Annotated in this window: 19 protein-coding genes; 8 read left to right on the forward strand and 11 right to left on the reverse strand. The window is 51.5% G+C overall.

Annotated features, from left to right (window positions below; all coding sequences use genetic code 11):
• Position 1 precedes the first annotated feature (1 nt).
• Both ileS and JOD55_RS07670 read right to left on the reverse strand, forming a co-directional pair.
• Positions 2–3,223: an isoleucine--tRNA ligase gene (gene ileS / locus JOD55_RS07665; protein ID WP_204399432.1), complete on the reverse strand. Its 3,222-nt coding sequence runs from the start codon at positions 3,221–3,223 to the stop codon at positions 2–4.
• A gap of 427 nt (positions 3,224–3,650) precedes the next feature.
• Positions 3,651–4,391 carry an SDR family NAD(P)-dependent oxidoreductase gene (locus JOD55_RS07670; protein WP_204399433.1) on the reverse strand — a complete coding sequence of 247 codons (741 nt, stop codon included), beginning with the start codon at positions 4,389–4,391 and terminating at the stop codon, positions 3,651–3,653.
• A 401-nt stretch (positions 4,392–4,792) separates the two neighbouring features.
• Between JOD55_RS07670 and proC the strand changes: the two genes are divergently transcribed.
• The 5 genes from proC to JOD55_RS07695 all read left to right on the forward strand — a co-directional run bounded on the left by proC (position 4,793) and on the right by JOD55_RS07695 (position 11,437).
• Positions 4,793–5,614, forward strand: a complete 822-nt coding sequence (proC, locus tag JOD55_RS07675; RefSeq protein WP_204399434.1) for a pyrroline-5-carboxylate reductase — start codon at positions 4,793–4,795, stop codon at positions 5,612–5,614.
• 169 nt (positions 5,615–5,783) lie between these two features.
• A complete protein-coding gene (gene ald, locus JOD55_RS07680; RefSeq protein ID WP_204399435.1) occupies positions 5,784–6,899 on the forward strand; it encodes an alanine dehydrogenase in 1,116 nt (371 codons plus the stop codon).
• A gap of 491 nt (positions 6,900–7,390) precedes the next feature.
• Complete coding sequence (locus tag JOD55_RS07685) at positions 7,391–8,956, forward strand: ATP-binding cassette domain-containing protein (RefSeq protein ID WP_476693088.1); 1,566 nt, start codon at positions 7,391–7,393, stop codon at positions 8,954–8,956.
• 9 nt (positions 8,957–8,965) lie between these two features.
• Positions 8,966–10,228 (forward strand): sugar ABC transporter permease, encoded by a 1,263-nt coding sequence (locus JOD55_RS07690; protein WP_204399436.1) that lies wholly within the window; start codon positions 8,966–8,968, stop codon positions 10,226–10,228.
• A 93-nt stretch (positions 10,229–10,321) separates the two neighbouring features.
• Positions 10,322–11,437 (forward strand): substrate-binding domain-containing protein, encoded by a 1,116-nt coding sequence (locus JOD55_RS07695; RefSeq protein WP_204399437.1) that lies wholly within the window; start codon positions 10,322–10,324, stop codon positions 11,435–11,437.
• A 237-nt stretch (positions 11,438–11,674) separates the two neighbouring features.
• Here the strand turns inward: JOD55_RS07695 and JOD55_RS07700 are convergent, their stop codons facing one another.
• The 6 genes from JOD55_RS07700 to JOD55_RS07725 are packed head-to-tail and all read right to left on the reverse strand — an operon-like array spanning position 11,675 to position 16,964.
• Positions 11,675–12,229 carry a VOC family protein gene (locus JOD55_RS07700; RefSeq protein ID WP_204399438.1) on the reverse strand — a complete coding sequence of 185 codons (555 nt, stop codon included), beginning with the start codon at positions 12,227–12,229 and terminating at the stop codon, positions 11,675–11,677.
• The gene (locus tag JOD55_RS07705; protein WP_204399439.1) at positions 12,226–13,044 is read right to left on the reverse strand and encodes a hypothetical protein; all 819 of its coding nucleotides are present in this window, start codon (positions 13,042–13,044) and stop codon (positions 12,226–12,228) included. The genes JOD55_RS07700 and JOD55_RS07705 overlap by 4 nt, the downstream gene beginning before the upstream one ends.
• A 2-nt stretch (positions 13,045–13,046) precedes the next feature.
• A complete protein-coding gene (locus JOD55_RS07710; RefSeq protein WP_204399440.1) occupies positions 13,047–14,057 on the reverse strand; it encodes a transketolase family protein in 1,011 nt (336 codons plus the stop codon).
• A gap of 1 nt (position 14,058) precedes the next feature.
• Positions 14,059–14,922, reverse strand: a complete 864-nt coding sequence (locus JOD55_RS07715; protein WP_204399441.1) for a transketolase — start codon at positions 14,920–14,922, stop codon at positions 14,059–14,061.
• Positions 14,922–16,205: an aminotransferase class III-fold pyridoxal phosphate-dependent enzyme gene (locus JOD55_RS07720; protein ID WP_204399442.1), complete on the reverse strand. Its 1,284-nt coding sequence runs from the start codon at positions 16,203–16,205 to the stop codon at positions 14,922–14,924. The genes JOD55_RS07715 and JOD55_RS07720 overlap by 1 nt, the downstream gene beginning before the upstream one ends.
• Positions 16,206–16,214: 9 nt before the next feature.
• Positions 16,215–16,964: a hypothetical protein gene (locus tag JOD55_RS07725; RefSeq protein WP_204399443.1), complete on the reverse strand. Its 750-nt coding sequence runs from the start codon at positions 16,962–16,964 to the stop codon at positions 16,215–16,217.
• A 345-nt stretch (positions 16,965–17,309) separates the two neighbouring features.
• On the opposite strand from JOD55_RS07725, the gene JOD55_RS07730 reads away from it, so the two are divergent.
• Complete coding sequence (locus JOD55_RS07730; RefSeq protein WP_204399444.1) at positions 17,310–17,738, forward strand: iron chaperone; 429 nt, start codon at positions 17,310–17,312, stop codon at positions 17,736–17,738.
• A gap of 279 nt (positions 17,739–18,017) precedes the next feature.
• Here JOD55_RS07730 and JOD55_RS07735 read toward each other — a convergent pair whose 3' ends face one another.
• Together JOD55_RS07735 and JOD55_RS07740 are read right to left on the reverse strand one after the other, a co-directional pair.
• Positions 18,018–20,078: a potassium transporter Kup gene (locus JOD55_RS07735; protein WP_204399445.1), complete on the reverse strand. Its 2,061-nt coding sequence runs from the start codon at positions 20,076–20,078 to the stop codon at positions 18,018–18,020.
• A gap of 93 nt (positions 20,079–20,171) precedes the next feature.
• Entirely contained in the window at positions 20,172–20,702 is a 531-nt protein-coding gene (locus JOD55_RS07740) for a hypothetical protein (RefSeq protein WP_204399446.1), read from the reverse strand.
• 88 nt (positions 20,703–20,790) lie between these two features.
• On the opposite strand from JOD55_RS07740, the gene valS reads away from it, so the two are divergent.
• Positions 20,791–23,451, forward strand: coding sequence for a valine--tRNA ligase (gene valS / locus JOD55_RS07745; protein ID WP_204399447.1), 2,661 nt, complete (start codon positions 20,791–20,793; stop codon positions 23,449–23,451).
• Positions 23,452–23,525: 74 nt separating this feature from the next.
• Entirely contained in the window at positions 23,526–25,361 is a 1,836-nt protein-coding gene (locus JOD55_RS07750; protein WP_204399448.1) for an AMP-dependent synthetase/ligase, read from the forward strand.
• 69 nt (positions 25,362–25,430) lie between these two features.
• Here JOD55_RS07750 and JOD55_RS07755 read toward each other — a convergent pair whose 3' ends face one another.
• Positions 25,431–25,724: a chorismate mutase gene (locus tag JOD55_RS07755; RefSeq protein WP_204399449.1), complete on the reverse strand. Its 294-nt coding sequence runs from the start codon at positions 25,722–25,724 to the stop codon at positions 25,431–25,433.

Here is a 25,724-nt window from a genome sequence, read left to right on the forward strand (position 1 = left end):
CCTAGGCAATCTTCTCCACAGTAATCTCAAGCTCATGTGCGCCACCATTGATCGTAGCTTCGAGCGAAAGAGTTTCAGACTTGATCATCTCTAAGTGCGTTTCCACAGCTGCAACATGCTCTTGTGGCACCGCAAGCGTGAGTCGAATGCGGTCAGCTACGTGCAGATCTTCGGCCTTACGCTTATCTTGAACGGCGCGAATAACATCACGAGCGTAGCCCTCAGCCTCAAGTTCAGCCGTCAAAACCGTATCGAGCACCACGAATGCACCAGAATTGAGCACTGCAGCAACGGACCCCTCTTCTGCTGAAACGATCGTCGTCAATTCAAACTGATGCGGCTCCAAGACAACTGGAGGTTCTACGTGCATCTGCACACCGCCGTCGACGAGCGTCCATTGCCCCGCCTTGGCTGCCTTGAACAGCGCTGAAGTCTGCTTGCGCATCTGTGGAGCCAGTTCGCGTGGCAATACGGCAAGCTCTTGCGATACCGCCAAACCGGACTCGCGCGCCGTCATAATCTTGACCTCTTTGACGTTCACCTCAGAGCCGATGAGCTCTGCGAATGGTGCCAATTTTTGATCTGTAACTACCGAGAGCGAACGTAGCGGCTGGCGAACGCGCAGTCTATTTGCTTTGCGCAGAGCATGTGCGTTGGACACCACATCGCGAACTTCGTCCATGACCGAAACAAGCTCGTCACCAGCAATATCGCTTGGCAACTTCGGCCAGTCTTCGATATGGACAGACCGTTTTCCAGTCAGGCCACGCCAAACTTCCTCGGCAACCATTGGCGCAAGCGGCGCGATAACTCGCATGAGGGTTTCCAAAGCCGTGTAGAGGGTGTCAAAGGCTCGCTTGTCTTCGCTCCAGAATCGGTCACGCTGCGTACGCACGTACCAGTTCGTGAGCAGATCCAAGTAGTCTCGCACGACGCCGGTAGCCGACGGAATATCGAGATTGACGAAGTAATCACGTACTGTATCAGCCAGTTTTCCAGTGCGCGCCAGCAGGTAGCGATCCATGACGTCAAGTGCGTTCACCGCTCCAGGATCGTCAAAGTCAATCGCCGAAGCGACGTATCCCTCACCATTGTTACAAGCTCCCGCATAGAGCGTGAAGAAGTAATAGCTATTCCATACTGGCAAAATAACGTGTCTTACTGCCTCTCGAATGCCTTCTTCTGCAACCACAAGGTTACCGCCACGCAGCACTGGTGAGCTCATGAGCATCCAACGCACAGCGTCCGAACCGTATTGGTTAAACATCTCCATCGGATCTGGATAGTTGCGCAGCGACTTCGAGGCTTTACGGCCGTCATTGCCGAGGATAATTCCATGCGAAATACAGGACGTAAACGCCGGCCGGTCAAAGAGCGCCGTGGACAGCACGTGCATAGTATAGAACCAGCCACGGGTTTGGCCAATGTATTCCACAATGAAATCGCCTGGGAAGTGGCTGTCGAACCACTCTTCGTTCTCAAACGGATAGTGCTTCTGTGCGTAAGGCATCGAGCCAGAATCAAACCACACATCGAGAATATCTGGAATGCGGCGCATCGTGGATTGACCAGTCGGATCATCGGGATTCGGGCGGGTCAATTCATCAATATATGGCCTGTGCAGGTTGGGTTGCCCCTCCTTATCGAGCGGCAAACGTCCAAAATCGCGCTCAAGTTCGGCAAAAGAGCCGTATACATCAATACGCGGATATTCAGGATTATCTGATTTCCACACCGGGATCGGAGTGCCCCAGTAGCGATTTCGCGAAATCGACCAATCGCGAGCGCCGGCAAGCCAATTGCCGAAAATTCCGTCTTTGATGTGTTCAGGCTGCCAGGTGATCTCTTGATTCAGTTCAACCATACGGTCACGGAACTGCGTAACGGCAACAAACCACGACGTCACTGGCTTATAAATGAGGGGTTTGCGGCAACGCCAGCAGTGCGGGTAGGAGTGAACGTAGGACTGCTCACGCACAAGTACGGCACGCTCGGCATCAGGGCGTCGAGCCAATGCGCCAGTGCCGTCGCGCAGATCGTTAATAATTGGGCGGTTTGCATCAAAAACGTGCATTTGCGCGTAATCTGAGACCACATTGTAGAACTTGGCGCCCTCATCAACGGTTTCAATCACCTTGATGCCTGCGCCAGCCAGCACAAACATATCGTCTTCACCATAAGGAGCAATATGGACTAAGCCGGTGCCATCCTCGGTAGATACGTAGTCGGCAACGCAAATCTGCCAAGCGTTCGCACCTGGCTCTTCGGAATCTCGGCTGTAGTAGTCAAAGATCGGATAGTAACGTTTACCAGCTAGATCGCTGCCTTTTACAGTAGCGAGAACCTTTGGTTCCTCCCCTAGCTCTTTCGCGTATGCGCCAAGGCGCGCCTGCGCAACGATGACTTTCTCACCGGCCAGCGGACCTTCCAGTGGTTCCACAGTCACGTAGTCGATGTCCGGGCCGACGGCGATCGCCAAGTTCGACGGTAAGGTCCAAGGTGTCGTGGTCCAGATTAGCGCCAATTCGCCCGATTCAAGCCGCAAGCCCACGGTGACGGTCTGATCCTGACGATCCTGGTAGACGTCGTCGTCCATCTTCAACTCGTGGTTAGACAAAGGTGTTTCGTCATTCCAGCAGTACGGGAGTACGCGGTATCCCTCGTAGACGAGACCCTTATCCCACAGCTGCTTAAACGCCCAAATCACGGACTCCATAAATGTAGGATCGAGAGTCTTGTAGCCGCCGTCGAAATTCACCCAACGAGCTTGGCGCGTAACGTATTCTTTCCACTCATTGGCATAAGTCATCACCGAGGAGCGGCAGGCATCGTTGAATTTTTCGATGCCAATTTTTTCGATTTCCGATTTATCGTCAATACCCAGGATCTTCTCTGCTTCTAGCTCAGCAGGCAGACCGTGAGTGTCCCAACCGAAATCTCGATCAACTTTGTGTCCAAGTTGAGTTTGGAAGCGCGCCACGAGATCTTTGACGTATCCGGTGAGCAGGTGCCCGTAGTGAGGCAGACCGTTGGCGAATGGAGGGCCATCGTAAAACACGAATTCATTCGAACCCTCACTACCCGAATCGCGATTGTCGATCGAAGCCTGGAAAGTTTTGTCCTGCTCCCAATAAGCGAGAACGTCCTGCTCAAGCTGGGGAAGATTTGGAGAGGCTACGACGTCGCCATCTCGGTGCAGCGGGTAATGCTTACGCTCGCTCATACTTGTGTCTCCTAAGTGTTCGTCTACGGCGAGGACGACTCCGAGCTATGCTCGTTGCCGCGGTACCACCTCGCTTGCACCACAGATGAACTGCGGTGCCGCTCTTTGGAGACTATGACGAGTCCAACCGTCCGGTTCTAATAGGTTTTCTCATCGTGCGTGCGGTGGCAGACGGTTCGCGGGTTTAACCCAATCAAACTTAGGCCAGCCAGGCGCCACATTACTGAGAATACTGTTCTTCCGGAAGCTCCCCGGTGATTGCCGGATCAACGCTGTATCTATCATGTAGTTTAGCTTGCGATGGACACGCAAGCATCTCGATATTATATTAGCACTCTTTATATTTCATAGAAATTTCGGCCATCGAACAGCTTAAAGCCGGCATAAACACTCCAATGGATCGTTCTGTATGCTGTGATTGCCAATTCTACTTCCTCGCCACGAGCGTATTAGAAGCCTGCGCAACTGGACGCACGATCATCGAATCAATATTGACGTGAGCGGGCAAGGAAAGTGTCCAGCGCACGGCCTCGGCCACATCTTGAGCTACGAGCGGGTTCTCAACCCCCTCGTATACTTTCTCGGCTGCTTGGGCATCGCCACGCAAACGGTTGAGTGAAAATTCTTCTGTTTTCACCATCCCCGGCGCAATATCAATAATTCGAACTGGTTCTCCGACGAGCTCAAGTCGCAGCGTGGCCGGAATTTGGCGCTCGGCATGCTTGGCTGCCACATAACCAGCACCGCCAGGATACGTGCCATGACCAGCAGTCGAGGAGATAAAGACGATATCCCCACCATTTTCTCGCATATGCGGTAGCACCAGCTGCGTGATCCTCAACGTGCCGAGCACGTTAATTTCATACATGCGCTGCCAATCAGCCACGCTTCCAGCTGAAACTGGATCCATGCCAATTGCTCCACCCGCACAGTTAACCAGCACATCAATGGCGCCATTTTCATCGATGAAATCAGATATTTTCGCGATACCCTCATCGGTGGTGAAATCAGCACTAACATAGCTTGCTCCGCAACGATCAGTAAGCTCACGCAAACGATCCTCTCGACGCGCCGTGGCAACGACGTCGTACCCCGCAGCACACAACGACCGAACGATAGCAGCCCCGATCCCTGTTGACGCTCCCGTAACCAATGCCCGCTTAGCCATATGCTTCCTTTCTATCAGCGCAAATGCGATTCTTTCCGCCTCTTAACTCTAGCTGCCGCCTCGATTATCGCGGTATACGGTTTTGCCACGCCCGCTCAGCTTGCCCTACATGCACACCGCTTAACACTTACCTGTACATCGCTTAACAAACTTGTTCAGCAAAATTGCTCAACAAACTTGCAACATTCCTTCAAGCATCGCGCTTCCGTCACGATTCCCACCGCGTTGGAGAGGCAACTCCTCATCTACATGCCATTATAGTGCGTCCAGTTCTTCCCTTAGCTCAAGGCTTTCACCTAGCCGCTGAAAATGAGTAAAGTGAGGTGAAGCTTCGACCGTATTAATCGCCGTTGTTCCACACAGAACAATCAGGGTTCCCAACAGAACAATCAGGAGGAAAAATGCTCGGTTTTATTGGAGTCGGCTCGATGGGCGGTGCTATTTTACGTGGCATTCTTGCAGCTGGAATCGTTAACGCACCGGACGTCGTCATCACTCGAAAAGACGAAAATAAAGCTCAGCAGCTATGCGATGAACTCGGGGTCACTTACGCCGCATCAAACCGGGAACTCGTCGAAAAAGTTGGCAAGAACGGCGTCATCATCTTGGCAGTGAAGCCTTATCAGATCGCCGAAGTTCTCGAAGAAATCGCCCCAGCCACTCGCAATAACGGCAATATACTCGTATCTGTAGCCGCCGGAACTACTCTTGCAGCTCTCGCACAAGCCGCTGGTACAGATCAAAAGATCGTGCGCACCATGCCTAACGTCGCCTCCTCCATTGCCGCAGGAATGACGGCGATTTGCCCCAATTCGCACGTTTCACTGGCAGAACTGGATCAGGTGCTACAGATTTTTGAATCAGTTGGAGATATCGTCACCATTGACGAAAAAGATTTCTCGGCTTTCTCCGCCCTCGCAGGCTGCTCCCCTGCCTGGACGTTCACCTATATCGACGCGCTTTCACGCGCTGGACTAGCCGCTGGACTGCGAAAAGATGAGTCGCTGCGGATCGCTGCCCAAGCCGTCGTCGGGGCTGCGCAGCTGGTGCTCAAGAATCTCGACGACGTGCGTCCGCAAGCTTTAGTCGACACGGTCACCTCACCTGGGGGCACCACAATCGCTGGACTCATTGCGATGGAAAAAGCTGGTTTTAGCCAGTCCGTGATAAGTGGAGTCGAAGCCGCAATCGAGCGCGATATACAGATTTCACAGGAGAAATAGCGAGCAATAATTCGTTGTTGAACGAGGATTTCTGCCCGGCAAAATTCGCACAATATGCGAATTGCTAAAACTTCTAGTATCAGTTTTTCAAAATTGCTTCGAAAGTGGACTCAAACGTTCTATATTGGGAATGTAAGTCACCAAAGAATTCTACAAAGGAGTTGAAAACATGATCATTGGTGTACCCAAAGAAATCAAAAACAACGAATTCCGCGTAGCACTCACCCCACAGGGAGTCGACGCTCTGGTTAAACATGGCCATACCGTCTATATTCAGGCAGGTGCTGGAATAGGCTCGTCTATTTCCGACGACGAATACATCGCCGCAGGCGCGCAGCTCCTTCCAAGCGCCGAAGCAGTCTGGGCTGACGCGGATATGATTATGAAAGTCAAAGAGCCGATCGAACCTGAATATGAGCTGATGCGCGAAGGGCAAATACTTTTCACATACCTCCACCTCGCAGCAGACCGCCCGCTCACTGAAAAACTACTTGAAAAGAAAGTTACCTCAATTGCCTATGAGACGGTTCAAACCGACAAGGGAGGCCTACCTCTACTGTCACCGATGTCGGAAGTTGCTGGCAGACTCTCGGCTCAGGTAGCTGCAAATCTTCTCATGAAATCCGCAGGTGGACGCGGAATCTTGATGGGCGGAACGGCAGGAACTGCCCGAGCCAAGACGATTGTGCTCGGTGGAGGAACCGCCGGTTACGAAGCAGCAAAAGTGGCGGCAGGAATGGGTTCTCGAGTGACCGTATTCGACGTCAATATTGAACGCCTAATGTATCTAGAAGACGTCAATCGCGATGAGATCGACACCGCCTACTCCACTCCCCTCGCCGTGGCCGAAGCAATTAAAGATGCAGACGTAGTCATTGGTTCTGTGCTCATCCCAGGAGCACGCACGCCACGCCTCGTCACCAACGAAATGGTTGCCACGATGAAACCCGGTTCAGTACTCGTCGATATTGCCATTGACCAAGGTGGATGCTTTGAAGATTCACACCCCACCACGCACGCCGATCCGACGTTCACCGTGCACAATTCGACGTTCTACTGCGTGGCAAATATGCCTGGAGTAATGCCACGCACTTCCACGTACGCCCTGACCAATGCGACGATGAGATATGCTCTCCTTCTTGCCGATAAAGGCTGGAAGAAGGCACTCAATGATCACACTGATCTGCTGCGCGGCCTGACCACCCACAACGGTGAATTGTATTGTGAGAGCGTCGCTTTGGCTTTCGATATGGGCTCCAAAGACCCAGTTGAAGCTATTAAATAACGTGTCGGGCATTGCAAGCTCTTCACAGCTTTTAGCCGCGGCTGATTAACTGAACATCAGTTGAATCTATTCGCGTTCGGCTAGCTTCACAGTAGAAGCCAGATGACGGGTGGCGTATTGAGAACGAGACTTCTTCCGTTCTCAATACGCCACCCGTCTTTTTGCACTTTCTAGTCCCAAGTACCCAAACACGGATCCTTTTGAATAATTTATTAGTTTTCAAATTTGACAGAATTAGCACACTTTTTCATACACATTCCACGAAATCTTGTTGCACAATGTTTCAACCACATATTTATTTTCGGTTATTTTCAAGGAAATATACCTGCAACAATTTTCAAAGACGTACATATCTTGCAATATCAACAAAAATCCTGCTCAGACAATTGCCTGTTTTCTACCCCTAAATCAAATTGACGGCATGCCGAGCGTGTGTAAAGATAAAGCCGTTATCTGGGCAGATAACGACAAAGATGTCATTGGAGGACACAGTGAATTCGACTGCCGAGAATCCCATCATTCTAGAGATGCGCGGCATCTCAAAAGAGTTTCCGGGGGTTCGTGCACTTGACCACGTAACGTTCCAAGTCACAAAGGGAAGTATCCACTCCCTGTGCGGCGAAAACGGTGCGGGAAAGTCAACGTTGATGAAAGTGCTCTCTGGTGTATGGCCCTACGGCACGTACTCCGGAGATATCGTCTACGAAGGCGAAGTGTGCCAGTTTAAGAACATCCGCGACTCAGAATCACGCGGAATCGTCATCATCCATCAAGAGCTCGCTCTCATCCCCGAGCTTTCCATTGCCGAAAATATTTTCCTCGGCTCGGAAATCAAAAACGGAATGAGCATCGACTGGGTGGAAACCCGTCGTCGCGCTCGTCTGCTTTTAGCCGAAGTTGGTCTCGACGACGATCCCGATACGCCAGTTAAAGAGCTTGGCGTTGGCAAGCAACAGCTTGTAGAAATCGCGAAAGCGCTATCGAAGAACGTCAAACTTCTCATTCTCGATGAGCCCACCTCAGCGCTCAATGAAGAAGAATCCGCCCACCTCCTTGATCTTATGATTAAGCAGCGCGAGCGCGGCGTCTCCCAGATCATGATTTCCCACAAACTCAATGAGATTGCCGCTGTTTCGGACCACATCACAGTCATCCGTGACGGCAAAACTATTGAGACGATGTCCATCGAAGACGGCGACGTAGACGAAGACCGCATTATCCGCTCGATGGTTGGACGTCCGCTAGACAACCGCTTCCCTGACCGCGAACCAAAGATTGGCGACGTCGTCTTTGAAGTGCGCAATTGGAACGTACGCCACCCTGTCAACACCGAACGCTACATCTGCAAGAACGAGTCCTTCCACGTTCGCGCTGGTGAAGTTGTGGGACTCGCAGGTCTCATGGGAGCTGGCCGTACCGAATTGGCACGCTCCATCTTCGGACGTTCCTACGGAATTTTCGAAAGTGGCCAAGTATTTATCGATGGCAAGGAAGTGACAATCAAATCGGTGCCGCAGGCAATCGCGGCTGGTCTGGCGTATTTGCCCGAAGACCGTAAAGTACAAGGTCTTAACTTGCTAGACGATATTAAAGGCCAAACGGTATCTGCCAAGTACAAGAAAGCCACCCATGGCGGGATGTCGATTGACTGGCAGCACGTTCGCCAAATCACCGAAGAATATCGCCGCGATCTGCGCATCAAGACGCCGTCAATCGATACCGGAGTTTCCACACTTTCGGGTGGAAATATGCAAAAAGTGGTGCTCGGAAAATGGATGTACACCGACCCACGCGTCCTGATCTTGGACGAACCAACTCGTGGTATCGACGTCGGGGCAAAATTCGAAATCTACACGCTCATCGCCAAACTCGCGCAAGCAGGTATGGCCGTGATCGTGATTTCCTCTGAGCTCCCTGAACTTCTCGGTATCACCGACCGCGTCTACACCATATTTGAAGGCTCCATCACCGGCTCGGTTCCAACCAGCGAGGCCGATCAAGAAACCTTGATGCGCCTCATGAACCCCACGTCGTCTAAATCCAATCCAAGAAAGTAGTTACCAAAGATGATGAGTTCAATTAAACAATTGCTGGGTGGTAATCTACGCCAGCTAACCATGGTTATGGTTCTTGTTCTGGAAATTCTTTTCTTCAATTGGCAAACGGGCGGCACTGTAATCTCTGCTCAGAACTTGCAGAACGTTATCTCCGGAAACGCTTACGTGCTGATCTTGGCTATGGGCATGGTACTCGTTATTATCGCTGGACACATCGATCTTTCGGTCGGTTCCGTCGCCGCCGTCGTGGGCATCGTGCTTGCAATCACGACGACGGTCAATGGCATGCCGTGGTACGTCGGCTTGCTTATTGCCATCGGTTGCGGTGTTCTCGCTGGTATCTGGAATGGTTTCTGGGTGTCGATGATCGGCGTGCCAGCCTTCGTGGTAACGCTTGCCGGCATGCTCTTCTTCCGCGGTTTGAACCAGTGGATTGGAAAATCCACCTCAATTCCAGTACCAGAACAAATCAAGTTCCTCGGTTCTGGCTACATGAACTGGCTTCCGCCTCTGAGCTTTGGCAACTGGATCGTCAATACGGAAACAATCATTCTCGCAATTGTTGCAACGGTGGTAACCACACTGCTCAAACTTCGCCGTCGCGTGCGCCTAACTAAGGCTGGCGCCGAAGTTAATCCGTCGTGGGTGTTTATTGCACAGCTAGTATTCATCGCAGTGGCTATCCTCAGCCTCGGTTGGGTATTTGCAACCGGACGTCCAGGAACATCTTTCCCTGTTTCCGGCCTGATTGTGGTAGCTCTCTTCTTGATCTACAACTTCCTGGCTCGCAATACTCCGCTCGGACGCGGCGTCTACGCCGTCGGTGGAAACCGTACGGCAGCAGCACTGACCGGAATTTCCGTGCGTCGGATCAACTTCTTCGTTATGTTCAACTCTGCAGTTCTAGCAGCAATTGCAGCAGTCGTCTTCGTCGGACGCTCCAACGCTTCTACCCCATTCGACGGGCAGAACTGGGAACTCGATGCCATTGCTTCCGTGTTCATTGGCGGAGCCTCAGTTTGGGGTGGTATCGGTACACTTGGTGGCACGATGGTTGGCGCTATGGTGATGGCATTCTTGAACAACGGTCTCCAGCTGCTCGGCGCGGGAGCACACGTCACCTCGATGGTTAAGGGACTCGTGCTACTGGCAGCCGTTGCATTCGACGTCATCTCAAAGATGCAAGGCCGGCCATCAATCATCGGCGCATTGACCAAGTCATTTAAGAAAGAAAAAGGCACACTTGAGCCGCCAAATCCAGCTCAGGCCTAGCGCAAAAGCGCAAACCACAGACTGCGGCTTCGGCCGTAGAGCGATGTCGCTCTAACCTGGGGCACCAGGACTAAACAACAAGTGAGGTAAAAAATGCGAATGATCAAAAAGATCGCTGCAATTGGTGCAGTTGCAGCCCTATCATTATCAGCTTGCTCCGGCAACGCTGGTGACAAGTCCGATAGCACGGCAGAGAAGTCTGGCGCAGCAGATATCGGCGTTTCCCTTCCACAGAAGACCTCAGAGAACTGGGTTGAAGCAGAAAACTACTTCAAGGAACTGTGTGAAGCATCGAATCTCAAGTGTGATGTACAGTTCGCCAACGACGGCGTTCCACAGCAGCAGCAGCAGCTCGATGCAATGATCACCAACGGCGTTAAGGTTCTCATCATCGGCGCAGTTGACGGAACTTCCCTCGGTACTCAGCTCCAGAAAGCTGCAGATGCCAAGATTCCAGTGATCGCATACGATCGTCTTCTTCTTGAGACCAAGAACATCGACTACTACGTTGCATACGACAACTTCGGTGTTGGTGTGAAGCAGGGCGAGGCACTGCTCAAGGGTCTTGAGGCTAAGAAGGCTGGCGGCCCATGGAACATCGAGCTTATCGCAGGTTCGAACGATGATTCGAACTCCGCAAAGTTCTTCGATGGCGCAATGTCCGTTCTCAAGCCACAGATCGAAGCTGGCAAGGTAAAAGTTGTATCGGGTCAGAACACGCAGGATAAGGCTGCAACCCAAGGTTGGAAGCCAGAGAATGCACAGAGCCGTATGGACGCAATCCTCACCCAGCACTACCCAGGTTCAGCAGTTCCAGATGGTATCCTCTCCCCGAACGATACCCTCGCACGCGCTGCTCTTACTTCGGTACAGCAGGCAGGCAAGTCGCCACTTCCAGTTGTGACTGGCCAGGATTCCGAGCTTGAGTCGCTGAAGTGGATCATGGAAGGCAAGCAGTACTCCACGATCTCGAAGCCGACCAAGCCACTCGTTGAGAACGTCATATCCCTTGCTAAGGAACTCATCTCAGGCAAGAAGGATCTCAAGGAACTCAACGGAATCAAGGTTGACGCCAAGCAGTACAACAACAAGGTAAAGGATGTTCCGGCATTCCTCCTTGAGCCAAAGGTTGCAACCAAGGATAACGCTGCTGAGATTTACAAGGACGAGCCGAAGAAGCTAGAGGCCGTCAAGAGCGTAACAAAGTAATCTCGTAGAGAGTACTTAATCGTGGGTCGCAGCTACCGCTGCGACCCGCTTTTTATGCTTCTGGAGTGTGCGAACCGCGCTGGGCAAACTGTGCGGCACTACGGCGCTAGGTAAACAGTGCAACGTACCATTCAAGAACTTACGCAATACATGATGTGGGTTATAGGACAAAGCACTGGGGTGGCAAGAACGATTCTTGCCACCCCAGTCATCTTTCATAGGAGATAAAAGAGAAGATTACATATAGTAGGAGCCAAACTGAGCTTTCTTCATGACTCTACCGACGATATTCGATGCACAACCAAGAATTAGTCGATTTGCATGATAATCGATCAATTCGATTAGGTTTCCATCAGGATCTTTCATAAAAGCCCAATGAGTACCGTTGTTGTACTGCACACCGGTAACGAATTCGACTCCCCTAGCTTCTAGTTTGCGCTTCCATGCCGGCACATTCGACACCGAAATAGCCGCGTGGGAGTAACCATTCTTCTGCCAGTTAGTCGCCTGGCCTGGAATCTTAGGCGTAAACTCGAAGATTTCAAGCATCGCATTACTCTTCGTACCCAGGAATCCAAGTCGAATCGAAAGCCCAGTTTCACCGTACAAACTTGCTAATTTATCAGCAGTTTCACCCTCAATATGAAGCTCATTGACTAAGTGGAAACCAAACATTTCGTTGTACCACTTAACAGCCGCCTCAAAATCAGAAACGGTGACGCCTACGTGGTTCAGCCCATGATTGCGACCGCGCGTCAAGAATAACTTGACTGACTTTAATACGTTATTCATTTGGCGTAACCTCCAACAGTTTGCATTAGTTCACCGAGCTCAGCACCATACTCAGGCGCTCCTTGCATAACGATCTTCTGTGACACAGTTGCCTCGATCATATCGTCAACATCAAGGAGAATTCCCAGCGCGCTACGTGTGGAATCAAATGCCATTGCGAAGAACGGCTTGGAGCGAGTATACGATCCACGCACCGCCTTTGAACGGCCACCTTTCACACGCACATACGCATCAAGATCCTCGCGTCCCATCACCGTGAGTTGATATACGCGGTCTGGCTGGCGATTTGCCCAATCTCTGAACAAGGGATGCTTAGCCTTATTCAATTGAGAAATACCACTCGTGAGGAGGTAGAACATGCACTTGACTAGGAGTGCCTGCTCATCAGGATCCTCAGGTGGCTCAGTTGCTCCAAGCAACTTCGACATTCTCAACAGTGAACGGATAGTCGCAACGAGCAAGCCGAGATTTGACAATGCCCCTTTCATCTTTGGAAGCTTCGTCCCACCAGTGAAGAACGTATTGAGATCTTCTCGAGAGGCAAACTCAAGTTCGACATTCGGAGCCACGTGCTCACCGAGCTGAACAGTGACCTCGCCGTCTTCCACAATAAGGTGCGTTGCAATCTTTCCCGGTTTACCGTCGTCGGCATTCTCCCCCGTCAGCGCCGAAATTTGCACTACGCCATTCTTTCCACGAAATGCTTTCTGCAGCGCCGGCGTCTGGGCAATAATCGGCTTAAGTACGGGAACGACTGCATTAAGGAATACGATGCTCTGATACCGGACGTCGTCCGCAGTCTTTTCCTCAGCCATGATCAGACCTCATCATCCCAATCGTCGTCTTCCTCGATTTCAATGCGCATCAGCTCGCGAGCGGTTTCGAGAATGCCGTTTTCGTCGTAGCCATAGTGTGCAAAGAGATCTTCTGGCTGGCCGATCATTGACCACTTGTCTGGGATACCGAGCTTGCGGAAAGCGAAGCCCTTTCCAGTACGAGCAGCGATATCGGCCACCGCTGAACCCAATCCGTGTGCGATATTGGCATCTTCAACGGTGATGACGCGGCGGGTTTCTGCCACTGCAGCCTTGATCGTTTCCTCGTCGAGCGGCTTAATCGAGTACAGGTCAATAACTCGTACCGAAAGTCCGTCCTCAGAGCGCAGCCGCTCCGCAGCTTGAAGTGCGCGCCAGACCGGCGCACCCGAAGCCATAATGGTGATATCCGAACCATCCATGAGCGTATGCGATCCACCAATTCGGAAATCCGGAATTGGCTCATTGTAAACTTTCTGATCAAAGCCTCGGTTCACACGCACATAAGCTGGGCCAACATGCTCAAATACCGCTTCTACCGCCTGTGCAGTAGCCATACCGTCGGCCGGGCACAGCGTCACAAGATTCGAAATTGAACGCAAAATGCCGAAGTCTTCCGGGCTCTGATGCGTCGACCCTGCCTGCCCAAAGGACAGTCCAGAGTGCGTAGCAATCACTTTGACGTTCGCGTTGCCGTAGCAAATATCCGTGCGCAACTGTTCGAGAGCTCGGAGCGTTGCAAAGGAAGCGAAAGTCGATACGAATGGCACGTATCCGCATTTCGCCATACCTGCTGCCATGCCGAACATGTTCTGCTCCGCAATTCCTACGTTGAAGAATCGCTCAGGAAAAGCGTCTGCCAGCAACCCGATCTTTGTGGACTTCGCAAGATCACCTGAAAAGCCAACGATCTCTGGATGCTCTTTTGCGAGTTCAACGAGGGTGCGCCCATAAACTTCGGCAGTAGCCATCTCGGCACCGTCGAGCATTGTGTAGGTAAGTCCTCCAGCCATCTCACTTCTCCTTAATCTTTGCTACGCGCTTTGCATGGTATTCTTCGAGTGCCTTATGCCCTTCAACAGCCTGATCGCCACCAAACGAGCCATAATGCCACTTGTAGTCACCAGCAATAGAGTCAATGCCTTCACCCTTAATAGTGTTGGCAATAACCATCACTGGCTTATCTTTGATCTCATGCGCGGCTCGGAATGTTTCGACCAATTCAGGAATATTGTGGCCATCGATATCGAATACTTCCCAGCCAAATGCTCTCCATTTATCCGCGAACGGTTCGAGAGCCATAACGTCTTCAGTCATGCCGTCAATCATCGCTTTGTTTCGATCGACGATGCCGATAAGTCCACCGAGTTTGAAGTGCGACGCCGACATCGCCGCCTCCCATACGGAGCCCTCGTTACACTCGCCGTCACCTAAAAGACAGTAGGTATTAAAGTTTCGACCAGATAGCCGCGATGCAGCCGCCATTCCGACGGCGATCGACAAACCGTGTCCTAAGGAGCCAGTTGCAATTTCGACACCAGGCACTTTCGATCCGTCGGGGTGCATACCAAGCGGTGATCCAGTGTGATTGAAATTTTTAAGCCATTCTTTTGGAAAGCAGCCCAAATCAGCCAAAACTGGCGCGTATCCAACACCGATATGCCCTTTTGAAAGGACGAAACGGTCACGATCTGGATCGTCGAGTTTCGAGGGATCGAAGTTCATCACTTCGTGGTACAAAACGGTGAGAATATCGACGGCAGATAGCGAACCACCAATATGCCCTCCTCCTGCCCAAACGACTGTATCAAGTGTCAATGAGCGTAAGTCATGAGCCTTGTCTTCAAGGCGTCGCCATGTTTTTGCATCGATTGCCATTACATAACCTTTCCAAGAAGTTGCTTCACATTCTTACTGACGACGCGGTAGGCTTCGTCTGCGACGTCGAGAGTATGCTGAATGTCCTCATCTGTTAGCGAAGCGTTAATGAACAAGTTGTGATGACTGGAGAAGAATACTCCACGCCGCACGCACTCGCCCACAAACGCTTGGTGAATAAAGTTATTAGGATCAGCTTCACCCCGGTAACCGGCGGTACGCATAAACCACATGGACGGTTCCCCAGAGATGACTAAATCAAATCCGTTTGCTGATGCCACATCGCTCAAACCAGCAGTGAGTTTCTTGCCTTTCTCGGTGCAGACCTTTGCAACGTCTATCTCACGCATCTTGTTAATACATGCGATTGCGGCTGCCATTGGCGCAGCGGAAAGCCAGTATGATCCGGTATAGAACACGGAAGAAACCGCGTCCATGTACTCTTTCTTTCCAACCAGTGCCGAGATGTTGTAACCGTTTGCAAGAGCCTTACAGTAGCAGGCCAGATCTGCTTCGAATCCGTAATGAACATCTGATCCGCGCACGTCAAGACGGAAACCACACCGAACGTCGTCGATAATCAGAAGGATTCCTTCCTTGGTGCACAGATCGCGAACTTTGGTCCAATATCCATCTGGAGCGAGACGGTTGTCTTCAACAATTGGATGGTGGTACGGAGTCGCGATGATCGCAGCAATCTGACCACGATTTGCAAAGACTGCCTTCTTCAATGCAGAGAAGTCACCAAATGGCGTATAGATATTATTCGACACGTCTGCCTGGGTGATACCAGGGTGATCCGCATGCTGCGTCCACGGCGCAACACCGTGATAACCGCCGTAATGCATCAAGATTTTGTCGCGATTCGTTGCAGCTTTCGCCGTCATCACCGCCAAACTGGTGACGTCGCCACCGTTCTTTGCGAAAAATGCCCAGTCTGCACTCGAGATTGTGTCGGTGAGAAGTTCTGCTAGTTCTACCATACGTTCCGTTGGCAAAATCGTGCAGTCACCTTTTTTATATTGCTCGGCGGCAGCCGCATTGACCTCCGGATCGTTGTATCCGAGGATATTGGGGCCATAAGCGCACATGTAGTCGATGAATCGGTTTCCATCCAGATCCCAGAAGTACGAGCCTTTGGCGCGTTCGAGATAGAGCGGATAGTTACTCACCGGCATAAAGCAACCTTCAGCTGGTCCTAAATGCCCATATACACCGCCTGGGATAACTTTTGTTGCGCGTAAGAAAAGTTCTGAACTCTTTGGGTATGTGTAAGTTTCCATTGTTTCTTCCTATCCAAGGTAGTGGGGCACGAGGCCGAGTAGCTTGTTGAAGTTGTCAAGGATTGGTACGAACCCTCCGAGCTGGATCTGATCTTTACCGACTGCTTCGAAGCTAGGTATTTCACCACGTAGCACGCCGCCAGCTACATCCAGATCCGCGAAAACCATCTTTGCACTCGGCTTATCAGATAGCCCTTCGACTACGCGGAGCTTGTGATCTTTGATGCGAATAATCAGTGCCGGACCTCCAACGACTGCAAGTTGTAGATCGCCGTCTCTCATTCTGCTAGCGGCTTCCTTGCCTGCAACATCATGATTTGCGATTTCCGCCAGAGCATACGCCGCAATATGCAATGTGAGGATCGTATTGCGACGCCGGAATTCGGCGTCTTGGAGTTTCTCAGGCGTAGGCATGAGATATTCAGTCAAAATATTTGTGAGGTTAGTGAAAGGTCCGGTCAAGAATTTGATTCTCCGAATGCCTCGCACTGGAATAGGTGCACCCGTTCCCGCAAACATCTTGTTGACCATCACCGGAGCAGGAAATGCCAGGTTCATGGTGTTGGGCCCTGCGCCAGACAGATGCTTGATAGTACCGTTTTTGATTACCAACCTCATGGTGCCCTTTGGGCTGGTGAATTGGATTGTTTCATCGGCATGAGCGATGACTTGCGCAGCTTTATCGTCGAGCTGAACCAAAGTCTCAAGTGTGCGCAGCACACCAAAAAGATTGACTCGACTTAATGTTGCATTATCCATATAGGTCGCCTCCTCGTTGAGCTTTAAGATAATAGTACCGTCAGTTCGGATAAATTTCGTGCGTTTTATAAAAGTTTTCAACAGAGCGAAAACATTTGCCACCTGAGATGCGGATCCATTTCGGGACTTTCGTCCGAACCGAAGCTGGTAGTTCCGTCATCGATAAGTTCAATCTCGATTCAAATAGGCAGCTTGAGCAGACCACACCACATGAATCACACTCTTATCGATAAAGCAACTGCTCTAAACCCCAATTTCGCGGGGAAAATGCGCCCTGAGCAAAACAAGCGACCACTTATGCCTCACGAGTTCTGCCACCGGGTCAGAAAATGAAAGTATATTTTCATGGCAACAGTTGAAATGAAAAGCGGGGAAAATCTAGAAGAATTCCTCAGTCCAATCCTGAATAAAATTCCTAACCCAGATAATAAGAAAGCTACTCTCGAGCTAATTGCACGAATTCTCAAAACGTATCCGCAGCTAAAACTGCGTATTGCATGGAATCAGCCAATGTTTACTGATCACGGCACGTTCATCTTGGGGATGTCGTTTGCAAAAGCTCATTTCTCGATCAGCCCCGAGTACAAGGGCATGGTCGAATTTGCGCCTAAGCTCGATAAACTCGGCATGGACTACTCCAAGATGCTGATCAGAATTCCGTGGGCAGGCGAGGTTCCTTTCGCTCTCATCCAAGAGATCATTGAATTCAATATGAAAGATAAAGCAGAAGTCACCACATTCTGGCGGCATGATAAGCGCGACGACGATTGCTAAAGGCCGTCATTAGCGCACGCTTGCTACGGCCAAAGGAGCGCCAACGAGTGCAAAGGAACGCACGAGTGCACGTCCCACCAATCCCCCAAGTGCTCAGATCAAACGCTTGCTACGGCCAAACCGAATGCAAACAAGCGCATGGATCAGCCGAACACTGAGCCGATCACAAGCTAAGCCGGCATAGAGCCAGCAATACAACAATGGGCAGTACCAGATTTCTGGTACTGCCCATTGAGTTACCAACGCAAACATCAGTTTTTGTTGGCCAAGTAGGAAACCTTATAGGTAAATCGACCCACCGATAATTACAGTGCGATGGCGCGGCAGGCGGAATGCTTCCATTCGCGATCCAGCATTGCGGCTGAGGAACATGTAGAGCGAACGCCGCCAGCGCAAATACCAAGGAATTTCGTCACTCGGGCGGAAATCCATCACAGATAGGAAGTATCGAGCCTCGTCATTAGCGTAAACAAAATCAGGATCTTTACCTGAGCTCCACTTCAAATTGTGTGGAATATTTTGATTGTCGTTAAAGCCCAGCTGGATGGTCATACTCATAATGCCATCTTCTGGCTCACCAAGGCGTTCAATACTGACACGATCCACGTGTCGCACATGCGGAATATTTCTCACCAATACGCGCACAAATACGATCTGCTCATGAAGCGTATGGTTAAAACGCACATTTTCCTTGAGCGCAAGCGGCACAGTGCCAGTGCTTTGATGCAGGTAAATAGCTTGGCCAGGAATTCGCGGCAGATTGAGTGCTCTAATCTTCGTGAGCCACTCATCGAGCGGCATTTCAATCTCGCCACGCACCTTGTGAACGGTATACGATCCCCACATCCACGTCGTCATAATAATGATCACGCTGAAAGCAATTGCAATCGGCAACCAACCACCGGTTGGAATCTTCATCACGTTGGCCGCGAAGTAGAACGTCTCGAGAATTCCAACAATCGTGAGCACTGGAAGAAGCCGAATAATCGACCACTTCCACACGATATGGGCGTAGGCGCAGAACAGTGCCAGTGTGAGCATCTCCGTGCCAGTAACTGCCAAGCCATAAGCGTTCGAAAGCGCCCCAGAGGATCTAAAGCCAAGAATCAAGGCAGCAACACCAACCATGAGCATGCTGTTGATTCCAGGAATATAAATCTGGCCACCTTCCGACTTCGAAGTGTGCATAATGCGCATTCGCGGCACCAAGCCGAGGTTCAATGCCTGTTGGGTCACCGAGAAAGCACCAGAAATCACTGCTTGCGAAGCGATAACGGTAGCCGTCGTCGCCAGAATAACGACCGGCCACAACAAGGATTCAGGCACCAAATTGAAGAATGGATTCGATACGGCCGAGGGTTCGTTAATCAGTAGTGCACCTTGACCTAAATAATTGATGGTCAAGCATGGGAATACGAGCAGCAGCCACGCAGTGACGATCGGCTTGCGGCCAAAATGCCCCATATCGGCATATAGCGTCTCGGCACCGGTAATGGCCAGCACTGATGCACCAAGCGCCACAAAGCCCATGAACGGATGAGCAATAGCAAACGCCAACGCGTGATGCGGCGACATCGCACCAATAATTCCCGGATGCGCAATAATATGTGGCACGCCTAGCAGTGCCAGCGTGATGAACCAGCCCACCATCACTGGACCAAAAAGCCTGCCCACCTTACCCGTTCCAAATTTTTGGATTGAGAACAAAGCAATCAGGATGATCAGCGAAATTGGCACTACGGCCTTAGTCGCCGCAGGCGAGATGAGCTCCAGACCTTCCACAGCCGACATCACAGAAATTGCCGGAGTGATAATGGAATCACCATAAAAGAGCGATGCTCCAAGGATCCCTAAAAATGTGAAGATCCCAAATAGTCGCCGTCCTTTGGTCGCCTTGCGTAAAAGCGCTGTTAACGCGAGGATTCCGCCTTCGCCGTCGTTGCCAGCTCGCATGACCAAGAATAGGTATTTGTACGTCACAACCAGTGTGATTGACCAAAATACCAGAGAAATAATTCCGTAAATACTCTCTTGGTTCACCGGGATGAGTCCGTGATCAAGATTGAAAACCGCGTGCATCGCGTAGAGAGGGGAAGTACCGATGTCACCGAAAATCACTCCAAGGGCAGCAAGCATCAACGCTGCTTGACTCGATTTCGTGTGAGGTATGCCGTGGGTATTAATCTCTCCAGTTTGCGTGGGATCAGTTACAGTTGCTTCCGACGCCGGAGTTTGGGTTGCGTCCTGCGCAACATCATTCGCTTCAACGTCTTGTGCACGATCTTCAGATTTCTCGTCCGATTCTGGCTGATCATCTAATTCATCGAATGCATACTGCATGCGGACAGCCTAACACTGGAAATCCTAAATCCCTATATCGATCGCGAATTGTACAGTATTATCTTCGTTACGAATTGTGGCTTAACGAAGTTTTTACGGCATATCTTCCCACATGAGCACGCCGTTTAATCCTCGAATTATCGAAACGGCATAGGTGGCATCCTCAGCAATCGCTTGCTCATGAGCTGCAATGAGGTGCGTTAAAAGCCGCTGAGCAGTATCCGTACCGCTTTCAAAGCCGGCGATGCCCGTCACCTCGCCATGAGAAGTGATCACAACACCAGGCCGCCCACCAAAACGCGCCGCGAGCCCACGCCGCAACCCGGCCGCTGCGGCGTCGCCATCCTCAACTGGATCAAGATCAAGACCTGCTGGAATACCAGCTCTACTCTGGAAACCTCCTTGGTGGTCGCCCAGGCGAAACCACTTCCCTTGCGCTTTCGCCACAATTTTTCCGGCGACGACGACGATATCCGTCCCGCGCAAACCGCGGCTGCCATCTGCCCACCGCACCTGCGCCAGCGCGCGCGAAAGGACTGCTCCCAGATCATCTGAACTCGTTATCTGCGCAAGTCCCGGCACCGGCACGCATATAAAGTCTTGACCATCTATAACCTTATTCATCATCACGATCATAACGAGAGAGGGTGAAGCACACCACCTCAGCGATGAGCAAATTCGGAATTCTTGGCATTCGTGGGAGAATAGAGGCATGACTGAAAACAACTCCGCATTGCTCGATCACACCGAGGTTCCGGAAAGGGCCGCTCTTGAAGGTCTTGAAGACCGCTGGGGCAAAACATGGGCCGAAACTGGCACCTATTCATTCAATCGCGACACCAGTCGTGATCAGGTTTTTTCGGTGGACACCCCACCTCCAACAGTTTCTGGTTCACTCCACGTTGGCCACGTTTTTAGCTATACCCATACCGACGTTATCGCACGGTATAAGCGTATGCAGGGCATGAACGTTTTCTACCCGATGGGCTGGGACGACAACGGTCTGCCCACCGAGCGCCGCGTACAAAACTACTACGGCGTGCGCTGCGATCCGTCGCTGCCTTACGAGGAGAATTTCGTTCCTCCACACGACGGCGGTGATGGCAAGTCCATCAAATACGCTGATCAAGTACCGATTTCCCGCCGCAATTTCATCGAATTATGTTGGAAGCTCACCGCCGAAGATGAAAAACAATTCGAAAATCTCTGGCGTCACCTCGGACTCTCCGTTGACTGGGAGCAAAATTACCAGACGATTGGCGCCAAAGCACAGAAAGTTGCCCAGGCTGCTTTCTTGAAGAACCTTGAACGTGGCGAAGCTTATCAAGCTCAGGCTCCTGGCCTGTGGGACGTGACGTTCCAGACCGCCGTCGCCCAAGCAGAACTTGAAGCGCGCGACTACCCCGGCGCTTACCACGCCCTTGCTTTCCACGCTGCGTCGGGAGACGACGTCGTCATTGAAACGACGCGACCAGAGTTACTCCCTGCGTGCGTTGCGCTCATCGCTCATCCCGACGACGAACGCTACCAGCATCTTTTTGGCACCACAGTGACCTCGCCAGTGTTTAATGTGGAGCTTCCTGTGCTCGCCCACCCAGCCGCCGAGATGGACAAGGGTGCAGGCATTGCTATGTGCTGTACCTTTGGTGATCTCACCGACGTGCAATGGTGGCGCGAGCTTTCTTTGCCAATGCGTTCTGTGCTCGGCAAAGATGGACGCCTCATTCGGGAAACCCCCGAGTGGATCACCGATCCTGCTGGCGTGACGATGTATGAAGAAATGGCAGGGAAAACGACTTTCTCTGCCCGCAAAGCACTCGTTGAAAAGCTCAAGGAAACAGGCGAAATGATCGGCGATGAAAAGCCGACCACTCGCAAGACTAACTTCTTTGAAAAGGGCGATAAGCCGCTCGAGATTGTGACCTCGCGTCAGTGGTACATTCGCAATGGTGGCCAGTCACACACCGAGGCAAACGGTAATGAGCTGCGCGAAAACCTCCTGTTCCGCGGGAAAGAAGTTGATTTCCATCCTGATTTCATGAGGGTTCGCTATGAGAACTGGGTGCAGGGCTTGAACACTGACTGGCTAATTTCTCGCCAGCGTTTCTTCGGTGTGCCTATTCCACTGTGGTATCGCATCACCGAATCAGGTGACGTCAATTACGACGACGTGCTCGTTCCATCTTTTGAACAGCTGCCTGTTGACCCATCCTCAGATTGCCCTCCTGGTTTTGACGAGGCGCAGCGCAATGCTCCCGGTGGATTTGCTGCTGAAATTGACATTATGGACACATGGGCAACTTCGTCGCTCACCCCGCAGATTGCTGGTGGCTGGTTGACGGATGAGGATTTGTTCAGCAAGGTTTACCCGATGGACGTGCGTCCACAGGGTCAAGATATTATTCGCACCTGGCTCTTCTCGACCATTGTGCGTGCTCATCTTGAATTTGGCGAGGTTCCGTGGAAGCATGCAGCGATCTCGGGATGGATTCTCGATCCGGATCGCAAGAAGATGTCTAAGTCCAAGGGCAATGTGGTCACGCCGATGGGCTTGCTCGAAAAGCACGGTTCCGACGCCGTTCGGTACTGGGCAGCATCGGCTCGCCTCGGCACCGATGCGGCATTCGACGAACAGCAGATGAAGATCGGCCGTCGTCTGGCGATGAAAGTGCTCAATGCTTCGAAGTTTGCAATGCAAGCCTCTGGTGTTGGCACGGCCGTTGATCTCGATCTGAATGCCGTGGTGTGCGAACTTGATAAGTCCCTACTTGCCGAGCTCGCCACTGTGGTTGAGCAGGCCACTGCGGCAATGGAGAACTTCGATCATACCAAGGCGCTTGAAGTGACGGAAACGTGCTTCTGGACGTTCTGCGATGACTATATTGAATTAGTCAAAGAGCGAGCTAATGACCGCGACGGCGTTTATGCAGCTGCGGGGCGCGAAGCTGAGGTACGTTCGGCTCGCGTGACGCTCAATATTGCGGTGGATACTTTCGTTCGTCTCCTCGCGCCGTTCCTCCCCTACGCAACTGAAGAGGTGTGGTCATGGTATCGCACCGGTTCTGTGCATCGAGCTGCATGGCCAGAGGTTTCAGAACTTGCGGTAGTGGAGAATAACGACGCCCAAGCAGCGGTTTTGCATGCTGCTGGTGCAGCTCTATCTGCGCTACGCAAGGTGAAAACAGAACAAAAGGTCAGCCAGCGCACACCTTATGCCGCCGTCACCTTGCAGGTGCCCGAGCAGCTGATTCATTCAGTTGAAGCTGCCCGTGAAGATCTGACAAATTCAGCTCATATCCACGGGAAATTCACTATAACATGCGAAAATACAGACGGAGATGCAGTTCTCGTTTCGGCGTTTGAACTGGAATAAACAGCCGTGCTGTTATTTAATTATGAATAAATAGAGGGCTTCATCGGGACGCTCGTAAAACGGAGAGGACTAATATGAGTGAATTTTTGGAAGAAGAAGGCATCTCTTTTACGCCTGGAAAAATCCAAGTCACAGAATCGATGTCTGTACCTGCATTGCTACGGCGTCTCGGTGAAGAAGCCCCCAAGCGCACAGTGATCGAACGCAAATCGACGTTCTCCAACCAGTGGGTTTCAGTTACTTTCGGGCAATTCATCAACGAAATCCGGGAAGTAGCTCGAGGACTAATCGCTTCTGGTATCAAGCCGGGCGATAAAATCGCGATCATGGCGCATACGTCCTATGAATGGTCGCTATTTGATTTTGCTATTCAGTTTGCTGGCGCACATGCCATCCCAATCTACGAAACATCGTCGACGGATCAGGCCAAGTGGATTATCTCCGATGCTGGTATTCGCGCCGCTGTGGTAGAAAACGCCAATCTCAAAAACGTGCTCGAACCACTTCTTGGCAAAATTAAGGGCTTTGACACCATCTGGATGCTTTCAGATGATGCCCAAGGCAAGCTCACGCAGCTTGGCGCTAATATCGACGACGCCGAAATCGACAAACGCATCGATGCCGTGCGCGCTGACGATTTATGGACGATCATCTACACGTCGGGCACAACTGGACGCCCCAAGGGAGTAGAGCTCACCCAACGCAACGTGCTCCACGTCGTCATGAACGGCCCTACCCACAGCGGACTCATTAAGATACTGTCGAGTAAGGGATCACGCACTGTTCTCTTCTTACCAATGGCGCATGTATTCGCTAGATTCATTAATCTGGTTGTGTTCTTTGGCGGTAGCGTGATCGGGTATATTCCTGATACGCGCAACCTGGTGTCGGATATGCAGACGTTCAAGCCTACGTTCGTGCTGGCCGTTCCACGAGTCTTTGAAAAGATTTACAATGCTGCCGATGCTAAAGCAGGTAGCGGACTCAAGCTCCGCACATTCCGCAGTTTTGCAAAGGTTGCCATCAATTATTCGCGAGCTCTCGACACTCCCGAAGGTCCTTCAAAAGCGCTTTCGCTCCAACGCCAGTTGGGCGATAAGCTCGTTTATTCAACCATTCGCGAGCTCATGGGTGGTCGCCTGAAATACGCCATCTCCGGTGGCGCTCCACTCGGTGAGCGACTCGGCCACTTCTTCCGTGGTATGGGTATCACGGTGTTTGAGGGCTATGGTTTGACCGAAACCAGTGCTCCTACCACAGTAAACCGTTTAGACAAGATCAAGATCGGTTCTGTTGGAGCAGCATATCCTGGGTGCTACGTCAAAGTTGCCGACGACGGCGAAATCCTCGTCAAAGGTGACCACGTCTTTAAGCGGTACTACAACAACCCCAAGGCCACTGCCGAAGCATTTACAGACGACGGCTGGTTCCGCACCGGAGATATTGGACGTATCGACGACGAAGAGTACGTGTGGATCACGGGACGCAAGAAAGAGCTGATTGTGACCGCCGGTGGAAAGAACGTTGCCCCTGCCGAGCTTGAGGATCGGCTACGCGGACACCCACTCATCTCTCAAGTGGTCGTGGTAGGTGACAAGAGACCATTTATTGGCGCTCTCATTACTCTCGACGCAGACGCGCTCCCCCAATGGTTGAGCAATCACAACCTTGAGCCAATTCCGCTCTCACAGGCGATCAATGACCCACAGATCCTGGCGTCCATTGACCGTGCTGTTAAACGCGCTAATAACCACGTCTCGCGAGCTGAATCGATTCGAAAATTTGTGATACTTCCAAGCGACTTCACCGTTGAAAATGGATATCTTACTCCATCGTTGAAAGTGCGTCGCAATCAAGTTCTCGAAGATTTTGCCGACACTATCGAAGAGCTATACGGTTCGAAGAATTAGCAGTTAGTCGGCTGTAATGTGTGGGGAGGCAAGGCGTGCACCATGCCTCCCCACACATTACAACGCCATTTAAGAAAAGTTTCCGGCAATGTCCTCGTGGTGCTGAATCACTTCAGCCACAACGAACTTGAGGAATTTTTCGGCAAATACCGGATCAAGTCCCGCCTCTTGTGCTAAATTCCGCAATTGTGCTATTTGCTCGGCTTCACGATCTGTATCAGATGCAGGTAAAGAATACTGCGCTTTCAGTAAGCCGACTTGTTTCGTGCAACGAAACCGCTCGGCCAGAATATGCACAAGGGCAGCGTCTAAGTTGTCGATCGTCTTTCGATAAGCTTCCAGCTCAGGTGGGACTTTTACCAT

Source organism: Arcanobacterium pluranimalium (assembly GCF_016907845.1).
GTDB lineage: Bacteria > Actinomycetota > Actinomycetes > Actinomycetales > Actinomycetaceae > Arcanobacterium_A > Arcanobacterium_A pluranimalium.

Excerpts from the sequence above, each read along its gene's own strand:
- ileS (WP_204399432.1), bottom strand. The coding sequence starts at position 3,223 with ATGAGCGAGCGTAAGCATTACCCGCTGCACCGAGATGGCGACGTCGTA.
- JOD55_RS07670 (WP_204399433.1), bottom strand. The coding sequence starts at position 4,391 with ATGGCTAAGCGGGCATTGGTTACGGGAGCGTCAACAGGGATCGGGGCT.
- proC (WP_204399434.1), top strand. The coding sequence starts at position 4,793 with ATGCTCGGTTTTATTGGAGTCGGCTCGATGGGCGGTGCTATTTTACGT.
- ald (WP_204399435.1), top strand. The coding sequence starts at position 5,784 with ATGATCATTGGTGTACCCAAAGAAATCAAAAACAACGAATTCCGCGTA.
- JOD55_RS07690 (WP_204399436.1), top strand. The coding sequence starts at position 8,966 with ATGATGAGTTCAATTAAACAATTGCTGGGTGGTAATCTACGCCAGCTA.
- JOD55_RS07695 (WP_204399437.1), top strand. The coding sequence starts at position 10,322 with ATGCGAATGATCAAAAAGATCGCTGCAATTGGTGCAGTTGCAGCCCTA.
- JOD55_RS07700 (WP_204399438.1), bottom strand. The coding sequence starts at position 12,229 with ATGAATAACGTATTAAAGTCAGTCAAGTTATTCTTGACGCGCGGTCGC.
- JOD55_RS07705 (WP_204399439.1), bottom strand. The coding sequence starts at position 13,044 with ATGGCTGAGGAAAAGACTGCGGACGACGTCCGGTATCAGAGCATCGTA.
- JOD55_RS07710 (WP_204399440.1), bottom strand. The coding sequence starts at position 14,057 with ATGGCTGGAGGACTTACCTACACAATGCTCGACGGTGCCGAGATGGCT.
- JOD55_RS07715 (WP_204399441.1), bottom strand. The coding sequence starts at position 14,922 with ATGGCAATCGATGCAAAAACATGGCGACGCCTTGAAGACAAGGCTCAT.
- JOD55_RS07720 (WP_204399442.1), bottom strand. The coding sequence starts at position 16,205 with ATGGAAACTTACACATACCCAAAGAGTTCAGAACTTTTCTTACGCGCA.
- JOD55_RS07725 (WP_204399443.1), bottom strand. The coding sequence starts at position 16,964 with ATGGATAATGCAACATTAAGTCGAGTCAATCTTTTTGGTGTGCTGCGC.
- JOD55_RS07730 (WP_204399444.1), top strand. The coding sequence starts at position 17,310 with ATGGCAACAGTTGAAATGAAAAGCGGGGAAAATCTAGAAGAATTCCTC.
- JOD55_RS07735 (WP_204399445.1), bottom strand. The coding sequence starts at position 20,078 with ATGCAGTATGCATTCGATGAATTAGATGATCAGCCAGAATCGGACGAG.
- JOD55_RS07740 (WP_204399446.1), bottom strand. The coding sequence starts at position 20,702 with ATGAATAAGGTTATAGATGGTCAAGACTTTATATGCGTGCCGGTGCCG.
- valS (WP_204399447.1), top strand. The coding sequence starts at position 20,791 with ATGACTGAAAACAACTCCGCATTGCTCGATCACACCGAGGTTCCGGAA.
- JOD55_RS07750 (WP_204399448.1), top strand. The coding sequence starts at position 23,526 with ATGAGTGAATTTTTGGAAGAAGAAGGCATCTCTTTTACGCCTGGAAAA.
- JOD55_RS07755 (WP_204399449.1), bottom strand. The coding sequence starts at position 25,724 with ATGGTAAAAGTCCCACCTGAGCTGGAAGCTTATCGAAAGACGATCGAC.